Annotated in this window: 21 protein-coding genes and 1 tRNA gene; 14 read left to right on the top strand and 8 right to left on the bottom strand. The window is 71.8% G+C overall.

The window, feature by feature from the left end:
* Positions 1–40 precede the first annotated feature (40 nt).
* From ilvN to ASE68_RS07880, 4 genes are read right to left on the bottom strand one after another with little or no spacing between them, the layout of a single operon-like run.
* A complete protein-coding gene (gene ilvN / locus ASE68_RS07895; protein ID WP_055857076.1) occupies positions 41–550 on the bottom strand; it encodes an acetolactate synthase small subunit in 510 nt (169 codons plus the stop codon).
* A gap of 2 nt (positions 551–552) precedes the next feature.
* Complete coding sequence (locus ASE68_RS07890; protein WP_055857073.1) at positions 553–2,355, bottom strand: acetolactate synthase large subunit; 1,803 nt, start codon at positions 2,353–2,355, stop codon at positions 553–555.
* Positions 2,356–2,399: 44 nt separating this feature from the next.
* The gene (ilvD, locus tag ASE68_RS07885) at positions 2,400–4,094 is read right to left on the bottom strand and encodes a dihydroxy-acid dehydratase (protein WP_055857071.1); all 1,695 of its coding nucleotides are present in this window, start codon (positions 4,092–4,094) and stop codon (positions 2,400–2,402) included.
* 10 nt (positions 4,095–4,104) lie between these two features.
* Positions 4,105–6,366: a bifunctional alpha,alpha-trehalose-phosphate synthase (UDP-forming)/trehalose-phosphatase gene (locus tag ASE68_RS07880; protein WP_200921683.1), complete on the bottom strand. Its 2,262-nt coding sequence runs from the start codon at positions 6,364–6,366 to the stop codon at positions 4,105–4,107.
* Between the two features lie 109 nt (positions 6,367–6,475).
* On the opposite strand from ASE68_RS07880, the gene ASE68_RS07875 reads away from it, so the two are divergent.
* The 10 genes from ASE68_RS07875 (at position 6,476) to ASE68_RS07830 (ending at position 16,521) form a co-directional block, all read left to right on the top strand.
* Complete coding sequence (locus ASE68_RS07875; protein WP_055857068.1) at positions 6,476–6,664, top strand: hypothetical protein; 189 nt, start codon at positions 6,476–6,478, stop codon at positions 6,662–6,664.
* Positions 6,665–6,787: 123 nt separating this feature from the next.
* Positions 6,788–7,222, top strand: coding sequence for a hypothetical protein (locus ASE68_RS07870; RefSeq protein WP_055857065.1), 435 nt, complete (start codon positions 6,788–6,790; stop codon positions 7,220–7,222).
* 163 nt (positions 7,223–7,385) lie between these two features.
* On the top strand, positions 7,386–8,048 hold the full coding sequence (locus ASE68_RS07865) for a biotin transporter BioY (protein ID WP_082462115.1): 663 nt from the start codon (positions 7,386–7,388) through the stop codon (positions 8,046–8,048).
* Complete coding sequence (locus ASE68_RS07860) at positions 8,045–9,265, top strand: AMP-binding protein (protein ID WP_055857061.1); 1,221 nt, start codon at positions 8,045–8,047, stop codon at positions 9,263–9,265. The genes ASE68_RS07865 and ASE68_RS07860 overlap by 4 nt, the downstream gene beginning before the upstream one ends.
* Complete coding sequence (locus ASE68_RS07855; protein WP_055857058.1) at positions 9,262–10,410, top strand: thiolase family protein; 1,149 nt, start codon at positions 9,262–9,264, stop codon at positions 10,408–10,410. The genes ASE68_RS07860 and ASE68_RS07855 overlap by 4 nt, the downstream gene beginning before the upstream one ends.
* A complete protein-coding gene (locus tag ASE68_RS07850; RefSeq protein ID WP_055857055.1) occupies positions 10,407–11,087 on the top strand; it encodes an energy-coupling factor ABC transporter ATP-binding protein in 681 nt (226 codons plus the stop codon). Before ASE68_RS07855 ends, ASE68_RS07850 begins: the two co-directional genes overlap by 4 nt.
* Positions 11,088–11,142: 55 nt before the next feature.
* The gene (locus ASE68_RS07845) at positions 11,143–11,736 is read left to right on the top strand and encodes an energy-coupling factor transporter transmembrane protein EcfT (protein WP_055860958.1); all 594 of its coding nucleotides are present in this window, start codon (positions 11,143–11,145) and stop codon (positions 11,734–11,736) included.
* A gap of 122 nt (positions 11,737–11,858) precedes the next feature.
* Complete coding sequence (locus ASE68_RS07840; RefSeq protein WP_162238258.1) at positions 11,859–12,644, top strand: metal-dependent hydrolase; 786 nt, start codon at positions 11,859–11,861, stop codon at positions 12,642–12,644.
* A 99-nt stretch (positions 12,645–12,743) separates the two neighbouring features.
* On the top strand, positions 12,744–13,670 hold the full coding sequence (locus ASE68_RS07835) for a 5'-3' exonuclease (RefSeq protein WP_055860955.1): 927 nt from the start codon (positions 12,744–12,746) through the stop codon (positions 13,668–13,670).
* Positions 13,671–13,812: 142 nt separating this feature from the next.
* Positions 13,813–16,521, top strand: coding sequence for a collagen-binding domain-containing protein (locus ASE68_RS07830; protein WP_162238257.1), 2,709 nt, complete (start codon positions 13,813–13,815; stop codon positions 16,519–16,521).
* 17 nt (positions 16,522–16,538) lie between these two features.
* Here ASE68_RS07830 and ASE68_RS07825 read toward each other — a convergent pair whose 3' ends face one another.
* Both ASE68_RS07825 and ASE68_RS07820 read right to left on the bottom strand, forming a co-directional pair.
* Positions 16,539–18,608, bottom strand: a complete 2,070-nt coding sequence (locus ASE68_RS07825) for a PQQ-dependent sugar dehydrogenase (protein ID WP_157421583.1) — start codon at positions 18,606–18,608, stop codon at positions 16,539–16,541.
* Positions 18,609–18,873: 265 nt separating this feature from the next.
* Positions 18,874–18,946 (bottom strand) — tRNA-Lys (locus ASE68_RS07820).
* Between the two features lie 162 nt (positions 18,947–19,108).
* Here ASE68_RS07820 and ASE68_RS07815 point away from each other — a divergent pair.
* From ASE68_RS07815 to ASE68_RS07805, 3 genes are read left to right on the top strand one after another with little or no spacing between them, the layout of a single operon-like run.
* Positions 19,109–20,086 (top strand): inositol monophosphatase family protein, encoded by a 978-nt coding sequence (locus tag ASE68_RS07815; RefSeq protein ID WP_235480789.1) that lies wholly within the window; start codon positions 19,109–19,111, stop codon positions 20,084–20,086.
* Positions 20,083–21,045, top strand: coding sequence for an LLM class F420-dependent oxidoreductase (locus tag ASE68_RS07810; RefSeq protein ID WP_055857044.1), 963 nt, complete (start codon positions 20,083–20,085; stop codon positions 21,043–21,045). The genes ASE68_RS07815 and ASE68_RS07810 overlap by 4 nt, the downstream gene beginning before the upstream one ends.
* Positions 21,042–21,293 (top strand): DUF1653 domain-containing protein, encoded by a 252-nt coding sequence (locus ASE68_RS07805; protein ID WP_055857042.1) that lies wholly within the window; start codon positions 21,042–21,044, stop codon positions 21,291–21,293. Before ASE68_RS07810 ends, ASE68_RS07805 begins: the two co-directional genes overlap by 4 nt.
* Before the next feature lie 62 nt (positions 21,294–21,355).
* Here the strand turns inward: ASE68_RS07805 and ASE68_RS07800 are convergent, their stop codons facing one another.
* Positions 21,356–22,303: a DMT family transporter gene (locus ASE68_RS07800; RefSeq protein WP_200921682.1), complete on the bottom strand. Its 948-nt coding sequence runs from the start codon at positions 22,301–22,303 to the stop codon at positions 21,356–21,358.
* An 81-nt stretch (positions 22,304–22,384) separates the two neighbouring features.
* Here ASE68_RS07800 and ASE68_RS07795 point away from each other — a divergent pair, with 81 nt between their 5' ends.
* Positions 22,385–23,302 (top strand): LysR family transcriptional regulator, encoded by a 918-nt coding sequence (locus ASE68_RS07795; RefSeq protein ID WP_055857039.1) that lies wholly within the window; start codon positions 22,385–22,387, stop codon positions 23,300–23,302.
* Positions 23,303–23,387: 85 nt separating this feature from the next.
* Here ASE68_RS07795 and ASE68_RS07790 read toward each other — a convergent pair whose 3' ends face one another.
* The gene (locus ASE68_RS07790; RefSeq protein ID WP_082462112.1) at positions 23,388–24,998 is read right to left on the bottom strand and encodes a glycoside hydrolase family 6 protein; all 1,611 of its coding nucleotides are present in this window, start codon (positions 24,996–24,998) and stop codon (positions 23,388–23,390) included.
* Positions 24,999–25,078 lie beyond the last annotated feature (80 nt).

The raw sequence follows: 25,078 nt of genomic DNA, 5'->3' as shown, positions 1-25,078 counted from the left end.
GATGACGGAGGTCGCGGCAGCGCGCCGCGGCATCCGCAGGTCAGTTCTTGAAGACGCGTTCGGTGATCGATTTGCCGCCGCGCCCGATGGCGAGCAGGCCGGACTGGGCGATCTCGCGGATGCCGTAGGGCTCGAGCACCCGCAGGAACGCGGTGGTCTTGCCGGAGTCGCCGGTGACCTCGATCACGAGCGCATCGGTCGAGACGTCGACGACGCGGGCTCGGAAGAGGTTGACGGCCTCGAGCACCTGCGAACGGGTCGAGTTGTCGACGCGCACCTTGATGAGCAGGTGCTCGCGCTGCACCGACTGGTTGGGGTCGAGCTCGACGATCTTGATGACGTTGATGAGCTTGTTCAGCTGCTTCGTCACCTGCTCGAGCGGGAGCTCGTCGACGTCGACGACGACCGTGATGCGCGAGAGTCCCTCGATCTCGGAGTGGCCCACGGCGAGCGACTCGATGTTGAAGCCGCGGCGGGCGAACAGCCCGGCGACGCGCGTGAGCAGACCGGGCTTGTCCTCGACGAGGAGCGACAGAACGTGGCTCGACATGGTCAGTCCTCCTCGCTGAAGGCCGGCGAGTGATCGCGGGCGTACTGGACGTAGCTGTTCGAGACGCCCTGCGGCACCATCGGCCACACCATGGCGTCGGCCGAGACGACGAAGTCGATCACGACCGGGCGGTCGTTCGTCTCGAGCGCGAGCTTGATGGCCGCGTCGATCTCGTCTTCCTTCGTGACCCGGATGCCGAGCGCGCCGTAGGCCTCGGCGAGCTTGACGAAGTCGGGCACCCGCACGCTGTCGTGGCCCGTGTTCAGGTCGGTGTTGGAGTAGCGGCCGTCGTAGAAGAGGGTCTGCCACTGCCGCACCATGCCGAGCGACGAGTTGTTGATGATCGCGACCTTGATCGGGATGTCGTTCAGCGTGCAGGTGGCGAGCTCTTGATTCGTCATCTGGAAGCAGCCGTCGCCGTCGATCGCCCACACGACGCGGTCGGGCTCGGCGACCTTGGCGCCCATCGCGGCGGGAACCGCGTAGCCCATGGTTCCGGCGCCGCCGGAGTTGAGCCACGAGTTCGGACGCTCGTACTTGATGAACTGCGCCGCCCACATCTGGTGCTGGCCGACGCCCGCGGCGTAGATGCCCTCTGGGCCGGTGAGCTCGCCGATGCGCTGGATCACCTGCTGAGGTGCCAGCAGCCCGTCGGTGGTCGGCGAGAACCCGAGCGGGAACTCGGCGCGGAGGCCGTCGAGCGTGGCCCACCACTCGCTGATGTCGGGTGCGCCGCCGGCGACCTGGTCGGCGTAGGCGACTCGGAGGTCGACGAGGACGTCTTTCAGGTCGCCCACGATCGGCACGTCGGCGACGCGGATCTTCGAGATCTCGGCGGGGTCGATGTCGACGTGCACGACCTTGGCGTTCGGCGCGAAGAGCGCCGCCTTACCCGTGACGCGGTCGTCGAAGCGGGCGCCGAGCGCGACGAGGAGGTCGGCCTCCTGGAGCGCGATCACGGCCGGGACCGTGCCGTGCATGCCGGGCATGCCGAGGTGCTGCTGGTGCGAGTCGGGGAATGCGCCGCGCGCCATGAGCGTGGTCACGACGGGTGCCCCGGTGAGCTCGGCGAGCTCGAGGAGCTCGTCGGACGCACGCGAGCGGATGACGCCGCCGCCGACGTAGAGCACCGGCCGCTTGGCCTCGGCGAGCAGCTGGGCCGCCGCCGTGACCTGCTTGCCGTGCGCCTTCGTGATCGGGCGGTAGCCGGGCAGGTCGATCTTCGGCGGCCAGGAGAAGGTGAACTTCGCCTGCTGCGCGTCTTTCGTGATGTCGACGAGCACGGGGCCAGGGCGACCGGTGGACGCGATGTGGGCCGCGGCCGCGATCGTCGCCGGGATCTCCTCGGCCTTCTTCACGAGGAAGGAGTGCTTCGTGATCGGCATCGTGATGCCGACGATGTCGGCCTCCTGGAACGCGTCGGTGCCCATGAGGTTCGAGAACACCTGGCCGGTGATCGCGAGCAGCGGCACCGAGTCCATGTGCGCGTCGGCGATGGCGGTGACGAGGTTCGTCGCGCCGGGGCCCGAGGTCGCGATCGCGACGCCGAGCTTGCCGGTCGACGAGGCGTAGCCCTGGGCCGCGTGACCCGCGCCCTGCTCGTGGCGGACGAGGATGTGGCGCAGCTTCTTGCTGTCGAGCAGCGGGTCGTAGACGGGGAGGATGGCGCCGCCGGGAAGTCCGAACACGTCGGTGATGCCGAGCATCTCGAGCGAGCGGACGACGCCCTCGGCCCCGGTGATCTCCACCGGGGCGTGCGGGGGCACGAGAGCGGGCGACGGCACGGGACTGGATTCCGTGGTCATTCGGTTCCTGTTCTGATGAGCGATGTGAACGGGGTGCGCAGTGCTCAGCCCGTCGTGGCGCCTTCGGCAGCCGAGCGCACGAGCTTGGAGTACTTCGCGAGGACGCCTCGGGTGTAGCGCGGGGGAAGCGGAGCCCAGCCTTCACGGCGGGCAGCCAGCTCGGCATCATCGACAAGTAGATCGATGGAACGAGCTGCGATATCGACCCGTATCAGATCACCATCGCGCACGAAGGCGATTGGACCTGCGTCCACCGCTTCGGGTGCCAGATGGCCGATGCACAGTCCGGTTGTGCCGCCTGAGAATCGACCGTCCGTCAAGAGTAGTACATCTTTTCCGAGCCCGGCGCCCTTGATGGCCGCCGTGATGGCGAGCATCTCGCGCATGCCGGGGCCGCCCTTCGGGCCCTCGTAGCGGATGACGACGACGTCGCCCGCCTTGATCTCGCCGGCGGTGAGGGCATCCATGGCCGAGCGCTCGCGCTCGAACACGCGGGCCGGACCCTCGAAGGTCGCCGCGTCGAAGCCGGCGGTCTTCACGACCGCGCCCTCGGGCGCGAGCGAGCCGTGCAGGATGGTCAGGCCGCCGGTCTCGTGGATCGGGTTGTCGAGCGTGCGCAGCACCTCGCCGTCGAGCGGCGGGAGGTTCAGCTCCTCGAGGTTCTCGGCCATGGTCTTGCCGGTGACGGTCATGACGTCGCCGTGCAGGAGGCCCGCGTCGAGCAGCGCCTTCATGAGCACGGGCACGCCGCCGCGGCGGTCGACGTCGTTCATGACGTACTTGCCGAAGGGCTTCAGGTCGCCGATGTGCGGCACCTTCGCGCCGATGCGGTTGAAGTCGTCGAGCGTGAGGTCGACCTCGGCCTCGCGGGCGATCGCGAGCAGGTGCAGCACGATGTTCGTCGAGCCGCCGAGCGCCATGCCGACCGCGATCGCGTTCTCGAACGCCTTCTTCGTGAGGATCTGGCGGGCGGTGATGCCGTGCTTGAGCAGGTTGACGACGGCCTCGCCCGAGCGGTGCGCGTAGTAGTCGCGGCGACGGTCGGCGGACGCCGGCGAGGCCGAGCCCGGCAGCGAGAGGCCGAGCGCCTCGGCGACCGAGGCCATGGTGTTCGCGGTGTACATGCCGCCGCAGGCGCCCTCGCCGGGCGCGAACGCGCACTCGATGCGGTGCGCGTCTTCGGCGCTCATGGTGCCGGCCTTGACCGCGCCGACCGCCTCGAACGAGTCGATGATCGTGATGTCCTTCTCGGTGCCGTCGGACAGGCGCACCCATCCGGGGGCGATCGAGCCGGCGTAGAGGAAGACCGACGAGAGGTCGAGGCGGGCCGCGGCCATGAGCATGCCGGGGATCGACTTGTCGCAGCCGGCGAGCAGCACCGAGCCGTCGAGGCGCTCGGCCTGCATGACGACCTCGACCGAGTCGGCGATGACCTCGCGCGAGACGAGCGAGAAGTGCATGCCCTCGTGGCCCATCGAGATGCCGTCGGAGACGGACACCGTGCCGAACTGCAGCGGGTAGCCGCCGCCGCCGTGGACACCCTCCTTCGCGGCCTGCGCGAGGCGGGCGAGCGAGAGGTTGCACGGCGTGATCTCGTTCCACGAGCTCGCGATGCCGATCTGGGGCTTGTCCCAGTCGGCATCCCCCATGCCGACGGCGCGGAGCATGCCCCGGCTGGTCATGGCCTCGATGCCATCGGTTACGGTGCGACTACGCGGTTTGGGATCGAACTCCGACATGCTGTCGAGTCTATTGCCAGCGGGAGGCCCCCTCGGCCGCCGCTTCACGCGCCGTCGCGAGGCGCTCGAGCAGCTCGGCGACGTCGTCGGGGTTGCGCACCCGGTAGGGCGCGATGGACTTGCCCTGGCCCACCTTGACCCCGATGTCGCCGTCGTCGAGCGAGGCGAACGCGTCTTCGTCGGTCACGTCGTCGCCCACGTAGAGGGCGGCGGTCGCCCGTGCGTGCTGGCGGAGCCTGACGAAGGACTCGCCCTTGTCGGTCGACCGCACCGCGAACTCGATGACCGACTTGCCCGTGCGCACCGTCACGCCGGCGAGCTCGGCGGCCACGCGCTCGCGTGCGGCGAGCTGCGCGGCGGTGGCCGCGCTCGACGTGAGTCCTCGTGTGTGCAGCGCGAGTCCGGCGGGCTTGCGCTCGACGCGCGCCCCGTCGACTCCGGCGGCCACCTCGTCGATGATGCGGCCCAGCTGCTCGAGCTTCAGCAGCTCGGCATCGCGCAGGTCGAGCGTGATCGCCCCGGTGTCGAGCTTCAGCTCGACACCGTGGGACCCGCTCAGCAGCACGCCGTCACCGGGTTCGGCGACATGTCCGAGGCTCTCGAGCGCTCGGCCCGAGACGAGGGCGACGCGCGTGTCGGGCGAGGCGACGAGGCGCGCCATCGCGGCCCTCGCGCGCTCGGTCGCCCTCGCGTCGTCCGGCCGGTCGACGAGCGGCGCGAGGGTGCCGTCGAAGTCGAGGGCGACCAGCAGCCGCTCGGTCGATGCCAGCTCCTCGATCGCACGCTCGAGCGGCTCGGTGATGCCGGGCTTGATGATGCCAGCGCCCGTCAGCGTCTCGAGGAAGCTGGCCGACCACTTCGCCACGTCGTTCTCGATCACGCGACGCCGCAGGGCGCGCATGCGACGGGTGCGCTCGCGCCGCGGCATCCGCACCGCCTCGACGATCGCGTCCTTCAGGCCCTCGATGTCGTGCGGGTTCACGAGCACGGCCTGGCGCAGTTCGTCGGATGCCCCGGCGAACTCGCTCAGCACGAGCACGCCGTCGCCGTCGAACCGGCACGCGACGTACTCCTTGGCGACGAGGTTCATGCCGTCGCGGAGCGCGGTGACGAGCATCACGTCGGCCGCGAGGTAGAGGGCGACCATCTCGTCGCGGGGGTAACCGTGGTGCAGGTAGGCGATGGCCTGGTGGCCGAGGGTCGCGTAGTCGCCGTTCAGGCGCCCGACCGTCAGCTCGATCTCGTCGCGCAGCTGGCGATAGGTCTCGACGCGCTCGCGCGACGGGCTCGCGACCTGCACGAGCGTGACGTCCTCGACGTTCAGCCGGCCGTCGCGGAGCAGCTCGCCGAAGGCCTTCATGCGATGCCGGATGCCCTTGGTGTAGTCGAGCCGGTCGACGCCGAGGATGATCGTCTCGGGGTTGCCGAGGCTCTCGCGGATCTCGGCCGCTCGGGCCTGCACCTCCGGCCGCCTGGCCATCTCCTCGAAGCCGGCGGCGTCGATCGAGATCGGGAACGCCCTCGCGACGACGCGACGCACGTCGGCGTCGGGCGTGGTGGTGTCGGTGATCGGCACGTCGATGACGGTGCCATGCGTGCGATAGCCGTAGAGGCGCCGCACGGCGCGCGAGAAGTTGCCGGCGTCGGCCACGCGCTGGAAGCCGATGACGTCGGCGCCGAGCAGCCCGTCGATGACCTGCCGTCGCCACGGCAGCTGAGAGTAGATGCCGTACGCGGGGAACGGGATGTGGTTGAAGAAGCCGATCACGAGGTCGGGCCGCGACTCCCGCAGCATGCGGGGCACGAGCTGCAGCTGGTAGTCCTGCACCCAGACGACGGCGCCGTCGGATGCCGCGCGGGCGGCGGCCTCGGCGAAGCGCCGGTTGACGCGAACGTAGGCCTCCCACCACTCGCGGTGGAACGACGGCGGCGCGATGACGTCGTGGTAGAGCGGCCAGAGGGTGTCGTTGGAGAACCCCTCGTAGTACTCCTCGAGCTCCGACTCGCTGAGCGGCACGGGGATGATCGAGATGCCGTCGTGCTCGAACGGGTCGAACTCGCGGTCGGCGACGCCTGCCCAGCCGATCCAGGCGCCGTCGGCGGCCCGCATCACGGGTTCGAGCGCGGTGACGAGACCGCCGGGCGAGCTCTTCCACCCGATGCTGCCGTCCGGCTGCTCCTCGTAGTCCACGGGGAGTCGGTTCGACACCACGATCATGTCGTAGGCGTGGTCGACGTACAGGTCTTCGGAATCCGGGTGAACGGCGTTCATGCGACTGGAGTCCCTCCTCGCGGTCCACCTCAGGCTAACAGCGGCGGTGCGGATCGACCGGCCGGTCAACCCCTCGCCAACGGGTCGCGGCGGCCGGTAGCGTTGCAGCATGCGCAAGTACCTCTTCAGCGGAGCAGTCCTCGGTGCCATCATCAGCGGAGTCGGCGTCGTGCGCGCCACGGCCTCCGGTCCCCGCGACTGGCGCCTGCTGCTCATGTGGGTCTCCTGGGCCGCGAGCCTCGCGATCGCGATCGGCACCGTCGCCGAGGAGGCACGAGACGGTGAACTGACCGAGTAGTCTCAGTCCGACCCGCCGCTTGCGGCGTGTTCTGCGGCATCCGACCCCCTTTCGGGCTGAGACTGGATGCAGTTCCGCACGGCCCGAACCGTGCGGCCACCGTTCCCACGAGAGGGGCCACCGATGTTCCGCCGTTGGCGCAGAGCGAGGCTTGCCGCACAGGCCTCCGCACACGCCGCCGCCAAGCCGCCGCGCCCCACCGCGGCAGACCTGCGCGGCGAGCACCTCTTCGAGTTGCTGAATGCGAAGCTCTCGGAGTTCATCGGCCCGAACGGCGCGTGGTCGCTCGTGCGCCGCGCCGAGGGCGACACCGACCGCATCTTCGATGCGGTCATCACCCACCAGATCTCGGCGGAGCTGACGCGTGCGGTGCTCGACGAGCGCGATGCCGTCGCCGTCGTGGTGCCCGCCGAGGCCGAGCCGCTCGCACTCAGCTGGGAGCCCGCTCCCCTCGTGGTGTGGGCCGAGCCGGTCGACGAGTCGACGGATGCCGCGGTCGAGACGATCCACGAGACGCCGATCTACGCCGAGCACGAGTTCGAGGCGCGCGCGGCCTGAGGCGGGGCCCACGCACGGTCCGACGGCACCGCTCCAAAATCCGACGTGGATTCTTGTACGGCGATGGGAGCGCGCGCAGTCCCGCCTTGCCTAGCGTGATGAGCGGGCCATCCGGCTCGCACGGGCCGATCGGCTCGGATCCGTCACGACTCGGGAGGCCCCGATGACCGCCGCTGAGCCCACCACGCATGCTTCCGCTGCCGACGACGATCGCGAGCGGCGTCCGAGGCGTCGCGGCACCGCGACGGACCTCGCCCAGATCGCCGTGTTCGCGGCGCTCATCGCCGCGCTCGGCCTGCCGGGCGCACTCGTCATCGGCGGTGGAGCCGTGCCGATCACGTTCCAGACGCTCGGCGTCATGCTCGCGGGCGCCATCCTCGGTGCGCGCAAGGGCTTCCTGTCGGTGCTGCTGCTGATCGCCCTCGTCGCGGCCGGGCTGCCGCTGCTCTCCGGCGGCCGCGGCGGGCTCGGCGTGTTCGTCGGCCCGTCGGTCGGGTACCTGCTCGGCTGGCTGCTCGGCGTGCTCGTCATCGGCTGGGCGACCGCCCGCCTGCTGCCGCGGTACCGCATCCTGCCCGCGCTGCTCTGGACCGCGCTCGGCGGCATCGTCGCCGTCTACCTCGTGGGCATCCCGATGTTCGCCGCGATCACGGGCACGCCGATCGTCGCGGCGGCGACGGCCTCGCTCGTCTTCCTTCCCGGCGACCTCATCAAGGTCGTCATCACGGTGCTCGTCGCCAAGGGCGTGCACCGCGCGTGGCCCGGCCTGATCGCGCCGCGCCCGTGGCCGTGGAAGCGCGAGGAGCGGGTCACCGCCTCGGCATGAGCAGCTGGCTGAACGGGTCCGCCGCCGACGTCGCCCTCGACTTCGGCGGCGAAGCCGTGCGCTTCGGCGAGCTGGCGCGCGCCGTCCGCTCGGCCGCACTGCCGGCCGGCACCGGCCCGCTCGGGTGCCCGGTCGGCACGGATCCGATCTCGCTCGTCACGCGCGTGCTCGCGGCGCTCGATCGCGGCAGGCCGGTGCTCGTCGGCGGGTCGCAGCGCGAGGCCGACCAGGTGGCGCGCCAGCTTCCGGCCGGCACCGAGCTGGCCCTGCTGACCTCGGGATCCTCCGGCGCCTCACCGCGTGTAGTGGCTCGCACGAACGACTCGTGGCTCGCCTCGGCCGAACCGCTCGCCGCCGTGGCCGGCCTCGGCTCGGGCGACCGCATCGCCGTGACCGGGCCGCTGCACGTGTCGATGCACCTCTACGGCGCGCTGCACGCGCTCTGGCTCGGCGCGACGGCGACCGACGCGCTCGAGGGCGCTGGCTCCGTGCACGCGACGCCGACCCGGCTCGCGCGGGTGCTCGACGCCGGCACCTGCCCGCCGTCGGCGGTCGTGGCGGGGGCCGCGCTCAGCCCGCTGCTGCGCGACCGGGCGGCGGCACGCGGCATCCGTCTCACCGAGTACTACGGCGCGGCCGAGCTCTCGTTCGTGCTCGCCGGTCATGGCGGGTCGCTGCACGGGTTCCCCGGCGTCGAGGTCGAACTGCGGGCGGATGACGCGGGCGAGGTGCTCTGGGCACGCTCGCCGTACCTGGCGCTCGGCGTGCTCGGCCGGGGCATGCTGCGGCGGGATGTCTCGGGGTTCGCCACCGTCGGCGACCTCGCGGAGCGCGCGGCCGACGGCGGATGGACCGTGCTGGGTCGCGGCGACGCGGCCATCACGACCGCCGGGTCGACCGTGATCGCCGAGTCCGTCGAGGCCGGGCTGACCGGCCTGGCCGGGGTGCGCGCTGCGGCCGTGCTCGGTGAACCGCATGCGCTCCTCGGCGAGCGCATCGTGGCCGTCGTGGAGCTCGCCGACGGAGCGTCGCTCGACGAGGTCGCATCCGCGGCCCGTCGCACGCTCCCGTCCGAAGAGCTGCCCCGACGCTGGTTCGCGGCGCCCGTGCCGCTCACCTCCGCGGGCAAGGTGGCCAGGGGCGCCCTGCGCACGGCGATGTCCGACGGGTCGCTCGGATCCGCGTACCCGCTCGTGCCGGATCGGACCGACGCATGACCTCCGAGGCATCCGGCCGCTTCCCCGTGATCGTCGCCGCACGCCGCACCCCCATCGGCACGGCGGGCCGAGGGTTCGCGGAGCACACGGTCGACGCGCTCGCGGCGCCCGTGCTCGCCGAGGTGGCGAGGCTCGTCGCGCCGGCCGGGGTCGCCGTCGACGACGTCGTTCTCGGCAACTGCATGGGCCCTGGCGGCGACGTCGCCCGCGTCGCCGCGCTGCGCGCCGGGCTCGGGGTCGACGTGCCGGGCGTCACGGTCGACCGCCAGTGCGGATCCGGGCTCGACGCCGTGCTGCAGGCCGCATCCCGCGTCAAGGCCGGCGACGCACGACTCGTGCTCGCGGGCGGCGCCGAGTCGGCGTCGACGGCGCCGCACCGCGCCTGGCCCGACTCCGGCGAGCGCTATGCGCGAGCCCCCTTCGCTCCCGCGGGGTTCCCCGATCCCGACATGGGCCCGGCCGCCGATCGCCTCGCCGCCGCGCGCGGCATCACGCGCGCCAGGCAGGACGCCTGGGCCGCGCGCTCGCACGCGCTCGCGGCATCCGCTCGTGACGCCGGCGCCTTCGAGGCCGAGATCGTCGCCGTCGACGGCGTCGAGCGCGACGACCGACCCCGCGCGGGTCTCGACGCTGTTCGTCTCGCCCGCTTCTCTCCCGCCTTCTCGTCTGATGCCGACGCGACGGTGACCGCCGGCAACTCCTGCGGGTTCTCCGACGGCGCGGCCGCGATGGCCGTGACGACCGAGCGGATCGCGCGCGACCTCGGACTGCCTGCCCTCCGCATCCGCGCCTCGGCCGTGGGCGCCGGCGACCCCGCCCTGCCCGGCCTCGGCGCCGCGCCCGCCGCACGAGCCGCCCTCGCCCGCGCCGGCCTCGACGCCCGCGACCTCGGGTTCGTCGAGATCACCGAGGCCTTCGCCGCGCAGGTGCTCGCCGTGAGCGATGAGCTCGGCCTCGACGAGGCGCTCATCAGCGGCGACGGCGGCGCCATCGCCCTCGGGCACCCGTGGGGGGCATCCGGAGCCGTGCTCCTCGTGCGACTGGCGGCGCGCATGGCGGCCGGCGACGACCCGAGGCCCGGCCTCGCCGCGTGCTCGATCGGCGGCGGACAGGGCGTGGCGATGATCGTGGAGAGGCTGGCATGAGCGAGATCGTGTTCGAGGGCGTCAGCCACGACTTCGGGGCCGAGCGCGTCGTCGACGACATGTCGCTCGTGCTGACCGAGCGACGCGTCGGCATCGTCGGGGCCAACGGCTCGGGCAAGTCGACGCTCGCGCGCATGATCAACGGCCTCGTCTCCCCCACCGTCGGTCGAGTGGTCGTCGACGGCCTCGACGTCTCCCGACGTGCGCGAGAGGTGCGCCGACGGGTCGGGTTCGTCTTCACCAACGCCGACAACCAGATCGTGATGCCCACGGTGCGCGAGGACGTCGCCTTCACCCTGCGTCGCCATCGGCTCGAGAAGGCGGATGCCGCGGCGCGCGTCGACGCGACCCTCGACCGGCTCGGCCTCACCGACCTGGCCGACCGCCCGGCGCACCGCCTCTCGGGCGGGCAGAAGCAGTTGCTCGCCCTCGCCTCGGTGCTCGTCGCGGAGCCCGAGATCCTCGTCGCCGACGAGCCGACGACCCTGCTCGACGCCCGCAACGCGCGGCTCATCGCCCGCCACTTCGAGGGCCTCGACCAGCAGCTCGTCGTGGTCAGCCACCAGCTCGAGCTGCTCGAGTCGTTCGACCGCGTGATCGTCATGGAGCACGGGCGCGTCGTCGCCGACGACGTCCCGTCGGTCGCACTCGACGCGTACCGGGTGCTGATCGCATGAGCGGCCAGTGCAGCCGCGGCGCTCCCGCGCGGGTCCCGTCCACGGGTTCACGACGATGATCGGCGTCTTCCACCCCGGCACGTCGATCGTGCACCGCGCGCCCGCGCTCGTGAAGCTCGGGCTCCTCGCGCTGTTCGTCACGGTGGTCGCCCTCGTCGGGTCGCTCGCATGGCTCGCCGCGGCATCCGTCGTGGTGCTCCTGCTCTTCGTGCTGGCACGGGTGCCGGCGCGGGTCGCCCTGCGGCAGATCGTGCCGATCCTGTGGGTGCTCGCCTTCGCGGTGCCGGTGCAGGTCGTCTTCGGCGGGTGGGAGGCGGCCGCGATCATGGCGGTGCGGCTGCTCATCGCGGTGGCGCTCGCGGCGCTCTACACGCTCACGACGCCCGTGAGCGCGACGCTCGACGCCATGCAGGGCCTGCTCCGCCCGTTCGGCCGTTGGGTGGACGCCGACCGCGTCGGACTCGCGCTCGCGCTCACCATCCGTTGCGTGCCGCTGCTGGCCGAGCTCGTGCGCGAGGTCATGGAGGCGCGCAAGGCGCGAGGCGCCGAGGGCTCGTTGCTGGCGCTCGCCGTTCCGGTGATCGTGCGGGCCCTCCGCATGGCCGAGCACCTCGGCGAGGCGCTCACGGCGCGCGGCTTCGACGACTGACCTGCAGCGAGCGGATGCCACGGCGGGCCGCCCGGGCCCGGTTCGCCCGATGTCGTGGGCACCCGGCAGACTGGTCGGCGGCCGATCGGCCGAGCACCGCGCCGACCGGAAGCAGCACGAGCATGATGGGCATCACGCACGCCACGAGCGGTGCTGCGGCATGGATCGCCGTCACCAGCACGATGCCCGTGCTCGGCCTCGGCGCATACCCGCTCGACCCCGTCGGCGTGCTCGCCGGCACCGCCGTGGCCGCGGGCGCGGCGCTGCTGCCCGACGCCGACCACCACAGCGCGACCATCGCCCATTCGGTGCCCGTGCTCGGCCGCCTCACGGCCCGCACGATCGGCACGCTCTCCGGCGGGCACCGGCAGGGCGCCCACTCGGCGATCGCCGTGGTCGTCGTCATGGTGCTCGCGTGGGCGCTCACCCTCGTCACCGTTCCGTATGAGGGGTTCGGCACCATCGCGATCGGCGCCGGCATCGGCACGGCCGTGCTCACCTGCTTCGGGCTCAAGGCCCGCGACTTCGTGCGCACCTGGGCGGCGGCCTGGGTGGCGGGCGCCGCGGTGGGTGCGGGCATCGTGGTCTTCGCGCCCGAGCAGGTGGCCTGGTTCCCGCTCGCGGTCACGATCGGCTTCGTGGTGCACCTGCTCGGCGACTTCCTCACGACCGGCGGGGTGCCCGGCGTGCTCTGGCCGCAGGTGCTGCGCCCGCCCGAGCGCTGGCGCGAGACGCCGGTGGTCAATCGCATGTGGCTCGCGAGCGGGCACGTCTCGTTGCCGCTGCTCGGCGACACGGGCTCGTTCCGCGAGACCATGCTCGGTGCGGCGCTCGGCCTGTACTGCTTCGCGAACTTCGGCTACGAGTGCCTGCGCATGATGGGCGTCGAGGTGCTCGCCGGCCGCTGAGCGACGAACGGCGTGGCGAGGCATCCGTCGGCGGCATCCGCTGTTCCCGATCGCCGTTCCGCCGTGGTCGTCGACGGAGGGTCGTGGCAGGATCGGCGTGTGACCGAACGCCTGATGCTCCTCGACACCGCCTCGCTCTACTTCCGCGCGTTCTACGGCGTGCCCGACTCCCTCAAGGCGGCCGACGGCACGTCGGTGAACGCCGTGCGCGGGCTGCTCGACATCATCTCGCGGCTCGTCACCGACTACGAGCCGACGCAGCTCGTCGCCTGCTGGGACGACGACTGGCGGCCCGCGTGGAGAGTCGAGCTCATCCCCAGCTACAAGGCGCACCGCGTGGTCGAGGTCGTCGAGACCGCGGCCGACATCGAGGAGACGCCCGACCCGCTCGTCGTGCAGATCCCGCTCATCCGCGAGGTGCTCGGCATCCTCGGCATCCCGATCGTGGGCGCGGCCGAGCACGAGGCCGACGACGTCATCGGCAGCCTCGCGACCCAGGCGAACGTACCGGTCGACGTGGTCACGGGCGACCGCGACCTGTTCCAGCTCGTCGACGACGCCAGAGACGTGCGCGTCATCTACACGGCGCGCGGCATGAGCAAGCTCGAGGTGCTCACCGATGCGTCCGTCGTCGCCAAGTACGCGGTGCTGCCCGAGCAGTACGCCGACTTCGCGGCCCTTCGCGGCGACGCCTCCGACGGGCTGCCCGGTGTCAAGGGCATCGGCGAGAAGACCGCGGCGAGCCTGCTGCGCGACTTCGTCGACCTCGACGGCATCCGCGCGGCGGCTGCCGACCCGTCGGTCGCGCTCTCGGCGACCATGCGGGCCCGCATCACCGATGCCGCGGCGTACCTCGACGTCGCCCCCAAGGTCGTCGAGGTCGTGCGCGACCTGCAGCTCGGCGAATTCGACGCGGCGATCCGTCCGCTCGACGACGAGCATCGCGCCGCGTTCGACCGCTTCGCCGAGCAGTGGAATCTCGGCGGTGCGGCACCGCGCGTGCTCGCGGCGCTCGGCAACGACTGAGTCCACTCGAGGCGGGGTGTCCGGCAATCCTTCGCGCGCGGTCGAAGATGTGATTTCATGACCTGAGGCGCGCTGAGCCCGTCGTCGGCACGAGTCGACGCGAGCGGTTCCGAACGCGCGATCCGGGGGGATGGGGGGCCGCATGGCCAGAAATCGGTGGTCCGCTCTCGTCGCGGTGATGGGAATCGGCGTGCTGGCGGCCGGGGTCGCCGTGACGGGGCTCCCGGCGTCGGCCTCCGTGAGGGCGGCCACGCCGACCATGGTTCGCGCCGCCGGGCCCGTCCTCCTCGCCCCCGGCCTGTCTGCGGTCAACCCGCTCACGCTCGCGGGCGGCTACACCGTGTACGCGCAGGGCAACGCCACGCTCGGCAACTCGGAGTTCGAGGGCAGCATCGCCGTCGGCGATCGGTTGCGGCTCACCCAGGCTGCGACGTACCAGTTCGCGCACGTCATCGCGGGCGCCGGCTCCTACGTGCTGCCCACCGTCGACGGGGATCCCACGCGCGTGCTCATCGGCGCCTACGCCTCCATCGACAACGTCGGGCGAGCGCAGATCACCAGCCGCGGCGCGACCCAGCCCTCGCAGGTCGGCGACCTCAAGGTCGTCGACCGAGCCGCCCCGTTCATCTCGTTCGAACGAGGCAGCTGGCTGCGCTATGCGCGGGCAGTCGGCATCGACGACCCCCCGCTCATCGATGCCCTGAACCAGGTCTACCCCGACGACTCCACGCCGCCCGCCAGCTCGGCGGGCGGCGGCAGCATCTTCACGTACGAGACCGGCGCAGACACTCGATCCGTCGTCGCCGATTACGTTCAGGCGAGCGCCGACGCCAACGAGGACGAGATCGCGCAGTGCTTCGCCGAGGTCATCGACCCGGACGAGCTGGTCGGCCACCCCGTCGAGATCCTCGAGGACGTCGGCGACCGCATCGTGCTCGGCCCGCTCTCGCCCGACCAGCCGAACGTGCTCCAGTACGCCGACATCGAGGGCGCGAAGCTCCTGCAGTTCTCCGATGGCACGCCAGGGCCGCTGAACCCGCTCGTGATCCACGTCGACCCCGGCACCACGACGATCCTGGCGCCCGCCATCGACCCCGAGGGAACCTACTCCCCCTACGTGGTGTGGGATCTCTCGCAGGTGACCGGCCCGGTGTCGATCAGCACCGACGGGCGCGGCGACGGTTCGATCTACGCGCCCGACGCGGACCTCACCATCACCGCCCAGCCGTGGGACGGGCAGATCATCGCGAACGACGTCACCATCGCGGGCGGCGAGGTCCACTCCTACATGTTCGCCGGCGCCCTGCCATGCGACACCCCGGAGGAGGCCGGCACGTTCTCGGTCGCGAAGGCGCTGTCGGGCGTGCCGCCCGGCGACCTCGCCCCGGACGCCGTGTTCCGCGTGCGCTACGTGGCGCTCGCGCCGGACGGCACGCGTTCCACCGGGGTCCTCGAACTCAGCCCCGACGGCACGCCGGTCTCGCCCGTCGAGGTGTTCCCGTACGGCACGATGATCGCGCTCTTCGAGATCCCGCCCGACGACGGCGACCTGCCACCCGACCTCGCCTGGACCGACGTCGCCTGGGACGGTGACACGACCTTCGTCATCGATGGGACGCATCCGTCGGTCGAACTCGTCGTGACGGACACCGCAGCACCGATCCCGGCAGGTTTCAGCGTCACCAAGACGCTCAGCGGCTCGGGTGAGACCGCGGTGCCATCGGGGGCGGAGTTCACACTGGGCTATGCGGTCAACGGGGGCGAGCCGATCGACCTCGTGGTCTCCCCCGACGAGCCGGCCGTCGTCGACGATCTCGTCGCCGGCGATGTCGTGACCATCGGCGAGATCGAGTTCCCCGACGTCGACGGCATCACCTGGGGCACCCCGGTCTGGTCGGTGAACGGTGAACCCGTGACGCCCGACGAGAACGGGGATGTCGAGTTCACGCTGGTCGGTGGCGAGACGATCGCCGTCGAGCTGACCAACGAAGCCGATGCGGTCGGCTGGATCGCGATCTCGAAGACCGTGGTCGGCGACGGCAGCTCCGCCCTGCCGGAGGGCACTATGTTCCCCCTCATCTACACCCTCGACGGCGGGCCCGAGACGACGATCGAGATTCCGGCATCCGAGGCGATCACCCTCGCGTCCCTGCCTGCCGGCACCGAGGTGACGGTGCGCGAGGGCGAGCTCCCCGAGATCCTCGGCGTCGAGTGGGGTACGCCCGGGTGGACGATCGACGGCTCCACGCAGGTTCCCGACGCGGAGGGCGAGATCACCTTCGTGGTCCAACCCGGCATGACCATCGCCCTGTCGCTGACGAACACCATGAACGGGTTCGGCTCGCTCTCGGCGGTCAAGACGACGACGGGCACCGGCTCGGACCTCGTGCCCGCCGACACGGCCTTCCCGGTCGAGTACCGCATCTCCAACGGCCCGGTCAACAGCACCGAGGTGTTCGTCGGCGAGCCGGTCACGATCGACGGCCTGCCCACCGGCGTCCCGATCTCGATTCGCGAGGACACCCCGCCGGCGGTCCCGGGCGTGACCTGGGGTGAACCGAGCTGGAAGGTCGATGGGGAACCCGTCGAGCCAGACGGCGAGGGCTGGGTGACGTTCGTCCCCTCGACGGGCACGACCGTGAGCCTCGGTCTCGAGAACACGGCGACCGCCGATGTCGGCCCCACGCCGACGCCGACGCCGACTGCCGCCCCTGCGGGCGGTCTCGCGGAGAGCGGGTTCGACGGCACGCCGTTCGCCTGGGCCGTGGCCGCGCTGCTCCTCGGGGTGGTCGCCAGCTCATCGGGGGCGGTCGCCCGCCGGGCGAGACGGAGCCGAACCGCGCGCCAGTGAGCCGAGGGCCTCACCGGCTACCCGCCGAGTGACACCTTCAGGATCTTCTCGTTGCTGTTGTTCGCGACGCTGTCCTTGTCGCCCAGGTTCGTCGTGGTGAGCCACAGTCCTCCGTCGGGCGTCGGCTCGACGGTGCGGAGCCGCCCGTACGTGCCGACGAAGAACTGCTGCACGTCGGTGAGCGAGTCGCCGCTGATCACCTCGCGATAGAGCCGCGAGCCGCGTCCGCAGGCCACGTAGACGACGTCGCGCACGATGGCGAGCCCGCTGCACGAGCCCTCCGACGTCGGATACGTTCGCTTCGGCGCGATGAGGCCGGCCGCGCCGCATCCGCTGCCCGACGTGCCCTCGCACTGCGGCCACCCGTAGTTGCCGCCCTTGACCACCAGGTTCGTCTCGTCCATGACGCTGTTGCCGAACTCCTGCTGCCAGAGCCGACCCCGGCTGTCGAACGCGAGGCCCTGCGGATTGCGATGCCCGTAGCTCCAGATGTAGGTGCCGAACGGATTGTCGCTCGGGATGCCGCCCGTGCGGGTCATCCGCAGGATCTTGCCGTTCAGCGCGCCGGTGCCCGTGAGGCGCTGCGAGTACGCGCCGTTCTGCGCGTCGCCCGTCGAGGCGTAGAGCATGCCGTCGGGCCCGAAGCGCAGGCGCCCGCCGTTGTGGTACTTGTTGCGCAGGATGCCGCTCACGAGCACCTGCACGGATGCCGTGTCGATCGCGCCTGAGGCGTACCGCATCCGCACGATCCGATTGTCGGTGGCCGTGCTGTGCATGACGTAGAGCCACGGGTCGGCGGCGAAGTCCGGTGCGATCGCGAGGCCCATGACGCCGCCCTCGCCGTCGGTGCTCTGGGCACCGGCGATCGTTCCCACGCTCGTCTTGGCACCCGTCGTCGGCACCAGCCGAACGATGTCGTGCGCGTCGCGCCGGGCGTAGAGCACCGAGCCGTCGGGAAGGGTGACGAGCCCCCACGGGATGTCGGTGTCGGTCGTGACCTCGGTCACGCCGCAGATGGCGCTGCCGCATGCCGACCCGGTCGTGGTCGTCGCGGCGGCGCTCGCGGCCGAGACGTTGTCCTGCGCGTCACGCGCGACGACGGTGTACGAGTAGGCGCGGTTCACCGCCAGGCCGCTGTCGGTGAAGGTGAGCACGGTGCCCGCGACCGACCCCACGACGGTGCCGTCGCGTCGGATGTCGTACTTGGTGACGGCGACGTTGTCGGTCGAGGCCGCCCAGGTCACCTTGACGCTCGTTCCGGATGCCACGGCCGCGACGGACTTCGGCACCGATGGGGCGACGGTGTCGGGCGCGCACTGCGGCGGCGACACCGTCAGCGTCGCGCTGGCCTGCGAGACGTTGCCCGCGGCATCCCTCGCGTTCACGTACCAGCCCCATGGCACGCCGGCGACGACCGCGACCGAGGTGGATCGGGTCGAGCCGGACACCGTCTTCACGAGCTGCCCGTCGTGGAAGAGGTCGTAGGCGGTGACGCCGACGGCGTCGGTCGAACCGGTCCAGGACAGCGTGACGCTCGAGCAGGTGAGCGCGGACCTCGTGAGGCCGGACGGCGTGGTGGGCGGGGTGACGTCGGCGAGCTTGGCCGGCACGGTCCACTTCTGGTTCGTGCCGGTGGTGCACGAGTGCAGGTACACCTCGGCCCCGGCGTTCGTCTTCGCTCCGCGCACGTCGAGGCACCAGCCGGTGCTCGTGTGCTTGAGCGTCTGCGCCGAGGTGTAGGTCCATTTCTGGGCTGCTCCGCCGTTGCAGAGGGCGATGACGGCCTTCCGGCCGGCGCCGAGGGCCGCACCCGCCTGCAGGCATCGCGTTCCGTCGAAGACCTGCAGCTCCCCGGCGGCGGATCGGGTCCACCGCTGGTCGGCCTTGCCGTCGCACGGGCCGATCGCGGTCCAGGAGCCGACCGTCGGCTTGGCGCCGAGGATGTCGAGGCACTTCTTCGAGGCGACGCCCACGATCGGCTTGCCGGCCGCGGCGTACGACGCCTCGGCCGGCAGTGCGAGCAGGAGCGCAGCCGCGCACGCGATGGACAGGATGCCGCCGAGCAGCGCCCGCACTGAGGTTCTCATCGTCGACCCCCCGGTCATGCGCCCCGTCGCCTCCTGATGAGTGATCAGGATGGGCGACGGCCACGCGCCGACTTCAGGCTAACGCCGATGCGGCGGAGCGGACAGCCCTTGCGCTGACGACGCCGAGCGCAGCCCGCTACGATCTGCCGAGGTCCGACGCCCGAGACGCGAGGGTCGCAGGCGCGGGGGGCTCAGGCGCGGGGGGCTCAGGCGCGGGGAGGAATGAGAAAAGCCCCGAACCTGGCGAGAGGTTCGGGGCTGATCGTGCACCCCCTGGGACTTGAACCCAGAACCCACTGATTAAGAGTCAGTTGCTCTGCCGATTGAGCTAGAGGTGCGTGATTCCGGCAGTTTTTCACTACCCGAACCGAGAGATGACTCTAGCAGGAGATCACGGCCGAATGCGAATCGAGGCCGCCGGGTCGCCCCGGCCGGGTGTGTCGCGTCCGTCCGCGACGCCGTCGAGGCTTTCGACACTGCTCGCCCGATAGCCTGTCACGGTGAACGGCGATGCGATCCCCTCCCCCGGTTCCGAACTCTCCGACGACCTCGCGCTCGCGCTCGAACTCGCCGACCTGGCCGATCGCGTCGCGCTCGAGCGCTTCCGGTCGGCCGACCTCGCGGTGTCGACGAAGCCCGATCGCACGTTCGTGACGGAGTCCGACCTGGCCGTCGAGCGCGCGATCCGCGAGCGCCTGGCCGAGGCCCGACCCGACGACGGCATCCTCGGCGAGGAGTTCGGGCGCAAGGACCGCGGCTCCCGGCAGTGGATCGTCGATCCGATCGACGGTACCTCCAACTTCCTCCGCGGCGTGCCCGTGTGGGGCGCGCTCATCGCGCTCGCCATCGACGGCACCCCGGTCGTCGGCGTCGCCTCGATGCCCACGTTCGGTCGGCGCTGGTGGGCCGCCCGTGGGCACGGCGCCTGGACGAACGCGCCCGAGGCTGCGAACACGCCCGACTCGTCCGGGGCGACCGACCAGACCGAGGCGACGGATGCCGGTGGCGGGCCCGCCGACGCCGATGCGGGGGTGGGCGGCTCGCCCGCGCGCCGCATCCGCGTGTCCGGCGTCGCCGACCTGGCCGACGCCTCGCTCAGCTTCCAGAGCATCGCCCAGTGGCGCGAGGCCGGACGTCTGCCGGCGCTGCTCGCCCTCGGCGAGGCCGTGTGGCGCGACCGCGCCTACGGCGACCTGTGGTCGTACATGCTGCTCGCCGAGGGCCTCGTCGACATCGTCGGCGAGTTCGACGTCAAGGAGTACGACCTCGCGGCGCTCGTGCCGATCGTCGAGGAGGCCGGTGGCGTGTTCAGCTCGGCCGACGGCGCGCCGGGCCACGCGCACGGCTCGTCGCTCGCGACGAACGGACTGCTGCACGAGCAGGTGCTCGCGATCATCGCCGCGCCCGCGGCATCCGGAACCGCCGAGGCAACGGGAACCGCCGCGGCATCCGACCACCCCGCCGAGAGGAACGCATGACCGACCCGACGCAGCACCGCCCCGCCTTCGAGGTGTGCCTCTTCACCGAACCGCAGCAGGGTGCGAGCTACGACGACCAGCTCGGGCACGCGTCGGCGGCGGAGCGATTCGGGTTCGACGGGTGGTTCCGCTCCGACCACTACCTGCGCATGGGCGGCGGCGACCCGCTGCCGGGGCCGACGGATGCCTGGACCACCCTCGCCGGCCTCGCACGCGAGACGAGCCGCATCCGCCTCGGCACGCTGGTGTCGTCGGTGACGTACCGGGTGCCGGCGATCCTCGCGATCCAGGTCGCGCAGGTCGATCGGATGTCGGGCGGCCGCGCCGAGCTCGGACTCGGCACCGGCTGGTTCGCCGAGGAGCACCGCGCCTACGGCATCCCCTTCCCCGAGCGCCGGTTCGGCCTGCTCGAGGAGCAGCTCGCGATCGTCACCGGACTCTGGGCGACGCCGGAGGGGTCGACGTTCGACTTCGCGGGTGAGCACTACACGCTCGAGGGCTCGCCCGCCCTGCCCAAGCCCCAGCAGCCGCGGGTGCCGGTCATCGTCGGTGGCGGCGGGCCGAAGCGCACGCCCGCGATCGCCGCACGATACGCGACCGAGTTCAACATCGGCTTCCGCGACGAGGCCGAGATCGCCGAGCGGTTCGAGGGCGTGCGTCGTGCATGCGAGGCGATCGACCGCGATCCGGCGACGCTCAAGCTCTCGGTCGCGCTGCCCACGGTCGTCGCGACCGACGACGCCACCTACCGGCGCCGGCTCGCGGCCATCGACGCCGACCCCGAGACCTTCGCCGAGGTCAACGTCGCCGGCAGCCCGGCCGCCGCGATCGAGAAGATCGAGCGCCTGCGCGCGCTGGGCGCCGACCGGGTCTACCTGCAGACCGTCGACCAGCTCGACCTCGAGCACGTGGAACTGCTGGGCACCGAGGTGCTCCCCCACCTCGCGGGGCGCGCGTGAACGCGTCGGGCGCGCAACCCGCGCCGTCGACTCGGGGCGTCGTCCCCGGCCTCTACGAGCACTACAAGGGCAACCGCTACGAGGTGCTCGAGCTCGCCCGGCATTCCGAGACCGAGGAGTGGTTCGTCGTCTACCGCGCCCTCTACGGCGAGCGGGGCGTCTGGATCAGGCCGCTCGACATGTTCGCCGAGCACGTGAGCGTCGATGGCATCGAGGTGCCGCGCTTCCGGCGGGTGGAGCAGGCCTAGGCGCCCGCGCCACCCACGCCGGGTCGTCGGACGCCCTCGGGCACCCGCCCGCGACATCCGTCTCAGGCCTTCGGATGCCGCGACGGCCGCCTGCTGATCGCGACCCCGATGAGGCAGAGCGCGCCGCCGACCATGCCGAGCAGGGTCGGCAGTTCGCCGAGCAGGAGCCAGCTCAGCAGCACGACGATCGCCGGCACCGCGAGCGTGGCCGAGGCGGTGAGCCCGGCCGGGCTGCGCTGCAGCACGTACGCCCAGAGCAGGAACGCGACGGCCGACGGGAACACGCCGAGGTAGACCGTGGCCCAGATCGCGGGAGCGGGCGCGCCGCCGAACTCGCCGATGGCCTGCGGCAGGAACGGCAGCAGCACCGCCGCGCCGATCGCGCAGCCGACCCAGGTGGCGCTCAGGGCGTCTGCCGAGCGGAGCGCGACCTTCTGCACGAGCACGCCGAGTGCGTAGAGCACGGCGGCGAGGATGCCGAGGGCGATGCCGAGCGGATCGCTGTGGGCGCCGATGCCGCCTGTCGCGATGATCACGACGCCCACGAAGGCGACGAGCATGCCGATCATGAGCGACCGCGGGAAGCCCTCCTTGAGGAACGCGCCGGCAGCGAGCGCGACGAGCAGCGGCGCGATGTTCACGAGCATGGCCGCGGTGCCGGCGTCGAGGTGGCGTTCGGCGAGGTTCAGCACGAGCGTGTAGCCCGCGAACCAGAGCACGCCGTACAGCGCGATGAGTGCGAGCGTGCGGCCTCGTGGCAGCGGCGGCCGACGGATCAGCGCGACCGCGACGAGCGCGGCCGTGCCGACGAGCTGGCGGCCGAGCGCGAGCGGGCCCGGCGAGACCGCGTCGCCGACGAAGCGGATGGCGATGAACGCCGAAGCCCACAGCACCAGCACGACGGCCATCGCGGCGAACACGCGCCCCCCGGCCTGCGCGGCGGGCGCCTGCGGCTGGGCGGTCGGTTCCGTCGACTCGGAGGCGGAGGTCGCTGCGGAGGTGTTGTGCATGACTCCAGCGTGGCGGCATCGACACCTCAGTACAAGCGAACGATCCTTCGCCTCCATGAAGTAACTCTGTACGATCGAGGGATGGTCGATCCTCACCGGCTCCACGTGTTCCGCGCGGTCGTGCAGACCGGCTCCATCAACCAGGCCGCCGTGCGCCTCGGCTACACCGCCTCGGCCGTGAGCCAGCACGTCAGCGCGCTGCAGCGCGAGACGGGCCTCACCCTCGTCGAGCGGCGCGGGCGCGGCATCGTGGCGACCGCGGCCGGGCTGGCCGTCGCCGATCGCGCCGGTCGGGTGCTCGACCACCTCGCCGACTTCGACGGCGTCGTCGACGACCTGCGCACGGGCCGTACCGGCACGTTGCGCATCGGCACGTTCTCGTCGGCCAATCGCGCGTGGATGCCGCAGGTCGTCGCCGCCCTCACCGAGGAGTTCCCGCAGCTGCGACTCGAGCTCACCATGATCGAGCTGCGGGGGCAGCTGACGGGCGACCCCGACATCGAGCTCTACGTGGCCGAGTCGGTGCGCGCCGACCGCGATCCGACGGCGGCCGAGGGAGCCGCCGACGCGTACGACCTCGAACCGCTGCGCGTCGAGGGGTACGTGGTGGTCGTGCCCGCGCGGCATCCGCTCGTCGGCCGCGACTCCGTCGAGCTCGCCGAACTCGCCGACGCCCCGTGGATCGACAACGACCACAGCCGCGGTCCGTGCCGCGAGATCGTGATGTCCGCGGCCGCCACGGCGGGCTTCGCACCCAGGTTCCGCGTCCAGGCGCCCGACTACACGAGCGCCTTCGACTACGTCGAGCACGGCGTCGGCATCACCGTGCTCCCCCGGCTCGGCGCCATCGCACTGCCGGCGGGCACCGTCATGATCCCCATCCGGGATGCCGCGGCCCACCGCCGCATCATGATGCGCGTCAAGCGCTCGATGCGCACGAACCCGGCCGTGCAGCGCGCGAGCGCGTTGCTGCGGGAGGCGTCGGCTCCGGGGGCGTGACCCGGCGCCCCGGCATGGCTTCGGGTCCGGGTCCGCGGCGAGGCGGGCGTCGACTCCGCGAGCCCGCCTCGTCGCGTTCAGTGCGTCACCTCGACGTGCACGCCCGTCCGTTCAGCGAGAACTGCCACGGCTCGGTCGCGGCTCCGACGCCGGTGACGACGAGCAGCGTCTTCTTGCCCGGCGCGAGCTTCGCGAGCCGCTTGGGCGCGTCGACCGTCACGTCGGCGCCGTGCTGCACGAACGACCCGCCCAGCACTCCCGTGACGCGTTGCGCGCCGTCGAAGGTCCAGGCGAGACGCCAGGGGTCGATCGCCGTGGTGCCGCGATTCTCGAGCACGAGCACCGCCGCGAACCCGCGACCGACCTTCGTGCCCGTCACCGCGACGTCGCACCCGAGCGGCGCGATGGCGGGCGTGGCGAGCGCGACGAGCTCGCGCGCCTGCTGCGTGAACCACTGTCCGGCGGCCGGATCCTCGATGCCCCGCGCGGGGTCGAGCGGCCCGGCGGTTCCGCGGTAGCACTTGCCGTCGGACTCGCCGGGCACCTTGATCCAGAGGTACGCGTCGACGAGCGGCACTCCGGTCGCGGTGCTCGGCTGCACGCCGAGGCCGCGGGCCGGCGGATTGCACCAGTCCTCGTGCGTCGGGTACGTGTCGGCCGGGTACTGCCACGGCCCGAGGCCGTTGCGGCTCGTGTCGATCACGAAATGCGTCGTCGGCGCGACATCCCCCAGGATCAGCCGGTAGCGCGAGTCGACGCCGCTCGTGTTCGCCGCCGGATCGGCCGCGTCGGCGCTCCATTCGGCGTACTGGGTCATCGCCGTGCCCTGCCAGCGGTTGTCCGGCCCGCCGTTCCAGTACTGGTTGCCGCATTCGCCGAATGCGGCGGGTGCCGTGTTCACCTCGGTCGCGTACGCGATGCACGACGAGACCCAGGTGCCGAACGCGGTCGAGTTCGCCGTGAACTGGTAGTTCGAGGCATTCAGGAAGAAGCCGTCGGCGCGCGCGACGCCCGCCTTGATCAGACGGTCCGAGATCTCGCCGACGTTCAGCCAGCTGGCGCCGGTTCCGTCGAGGTAGACGGATGTCGCGGCGCCGCCCTTCAGGCGATCGACGGCGCCGTTGAGCTGCAGGTACCGATCCGAGGCCGCCGTGGACGGGTCGAGCTCGGCCGGCTGGCACCATTCCTGCCCACCGTCGAGGGTCGTGTAGTGCGGGATGATGCCGACGCCGTCGGGCTCGAGGATCACGGTCGCGGGCCGTCCGCCGATACCTGCGGCGACCCCGTCGATCCAGGCGAGGTAGGACGCCGTGTCGGCGGCACCGCCGGCGGAGTACTGCGCGCAGTCCCGGAACGGCAGGTTGTAGGCCACGATCACGGGCATCTGGCCGCGCGCCGTCGCACGGTCGACGACCGCGTCGACCGCGGCCTTCGCCTCGGCGGGCGTGCCTTCGGTGATCCACGACCCGGAGGGGATGCTGCCGAGCAGCTGCGCGTCGGCGCGGGCCTGGCCGCCGAGCTGCTGCGCGGCTTCGAGGGTCGTGCTGAAGGGGTCGACGTAGAGGGTCGCTCCTGCGAGGTCGTCGGGCTCGTCTGCGGCGGCCGGTGCGGCCACCGCGGTGAGGGTCGCGGCCACGAGGCCGGCGGCGGCGACCGCAGCCCACGGTCGCCATGGGTGTCGGGCTTCGGATGTCATCGTCACGCTCCATTGATCTTCATCGACCACTGCCCGCCGAGGCGGCAGGGAACATCGGCACCTCACGTCGTGAGAGCGCT

Origin of the sequence: Agromyces sp. Leaf222, assembly GCF_001421565.1 — a bacterium.
Lineage (GTDB): Bacteria > Actinomycetota > Actinomycetes > Actinomycetales > Microbacteriaceae > Agromyces.
This window is presented reverse-complemented; position numbering and strand designations above follow the sequence as displayed.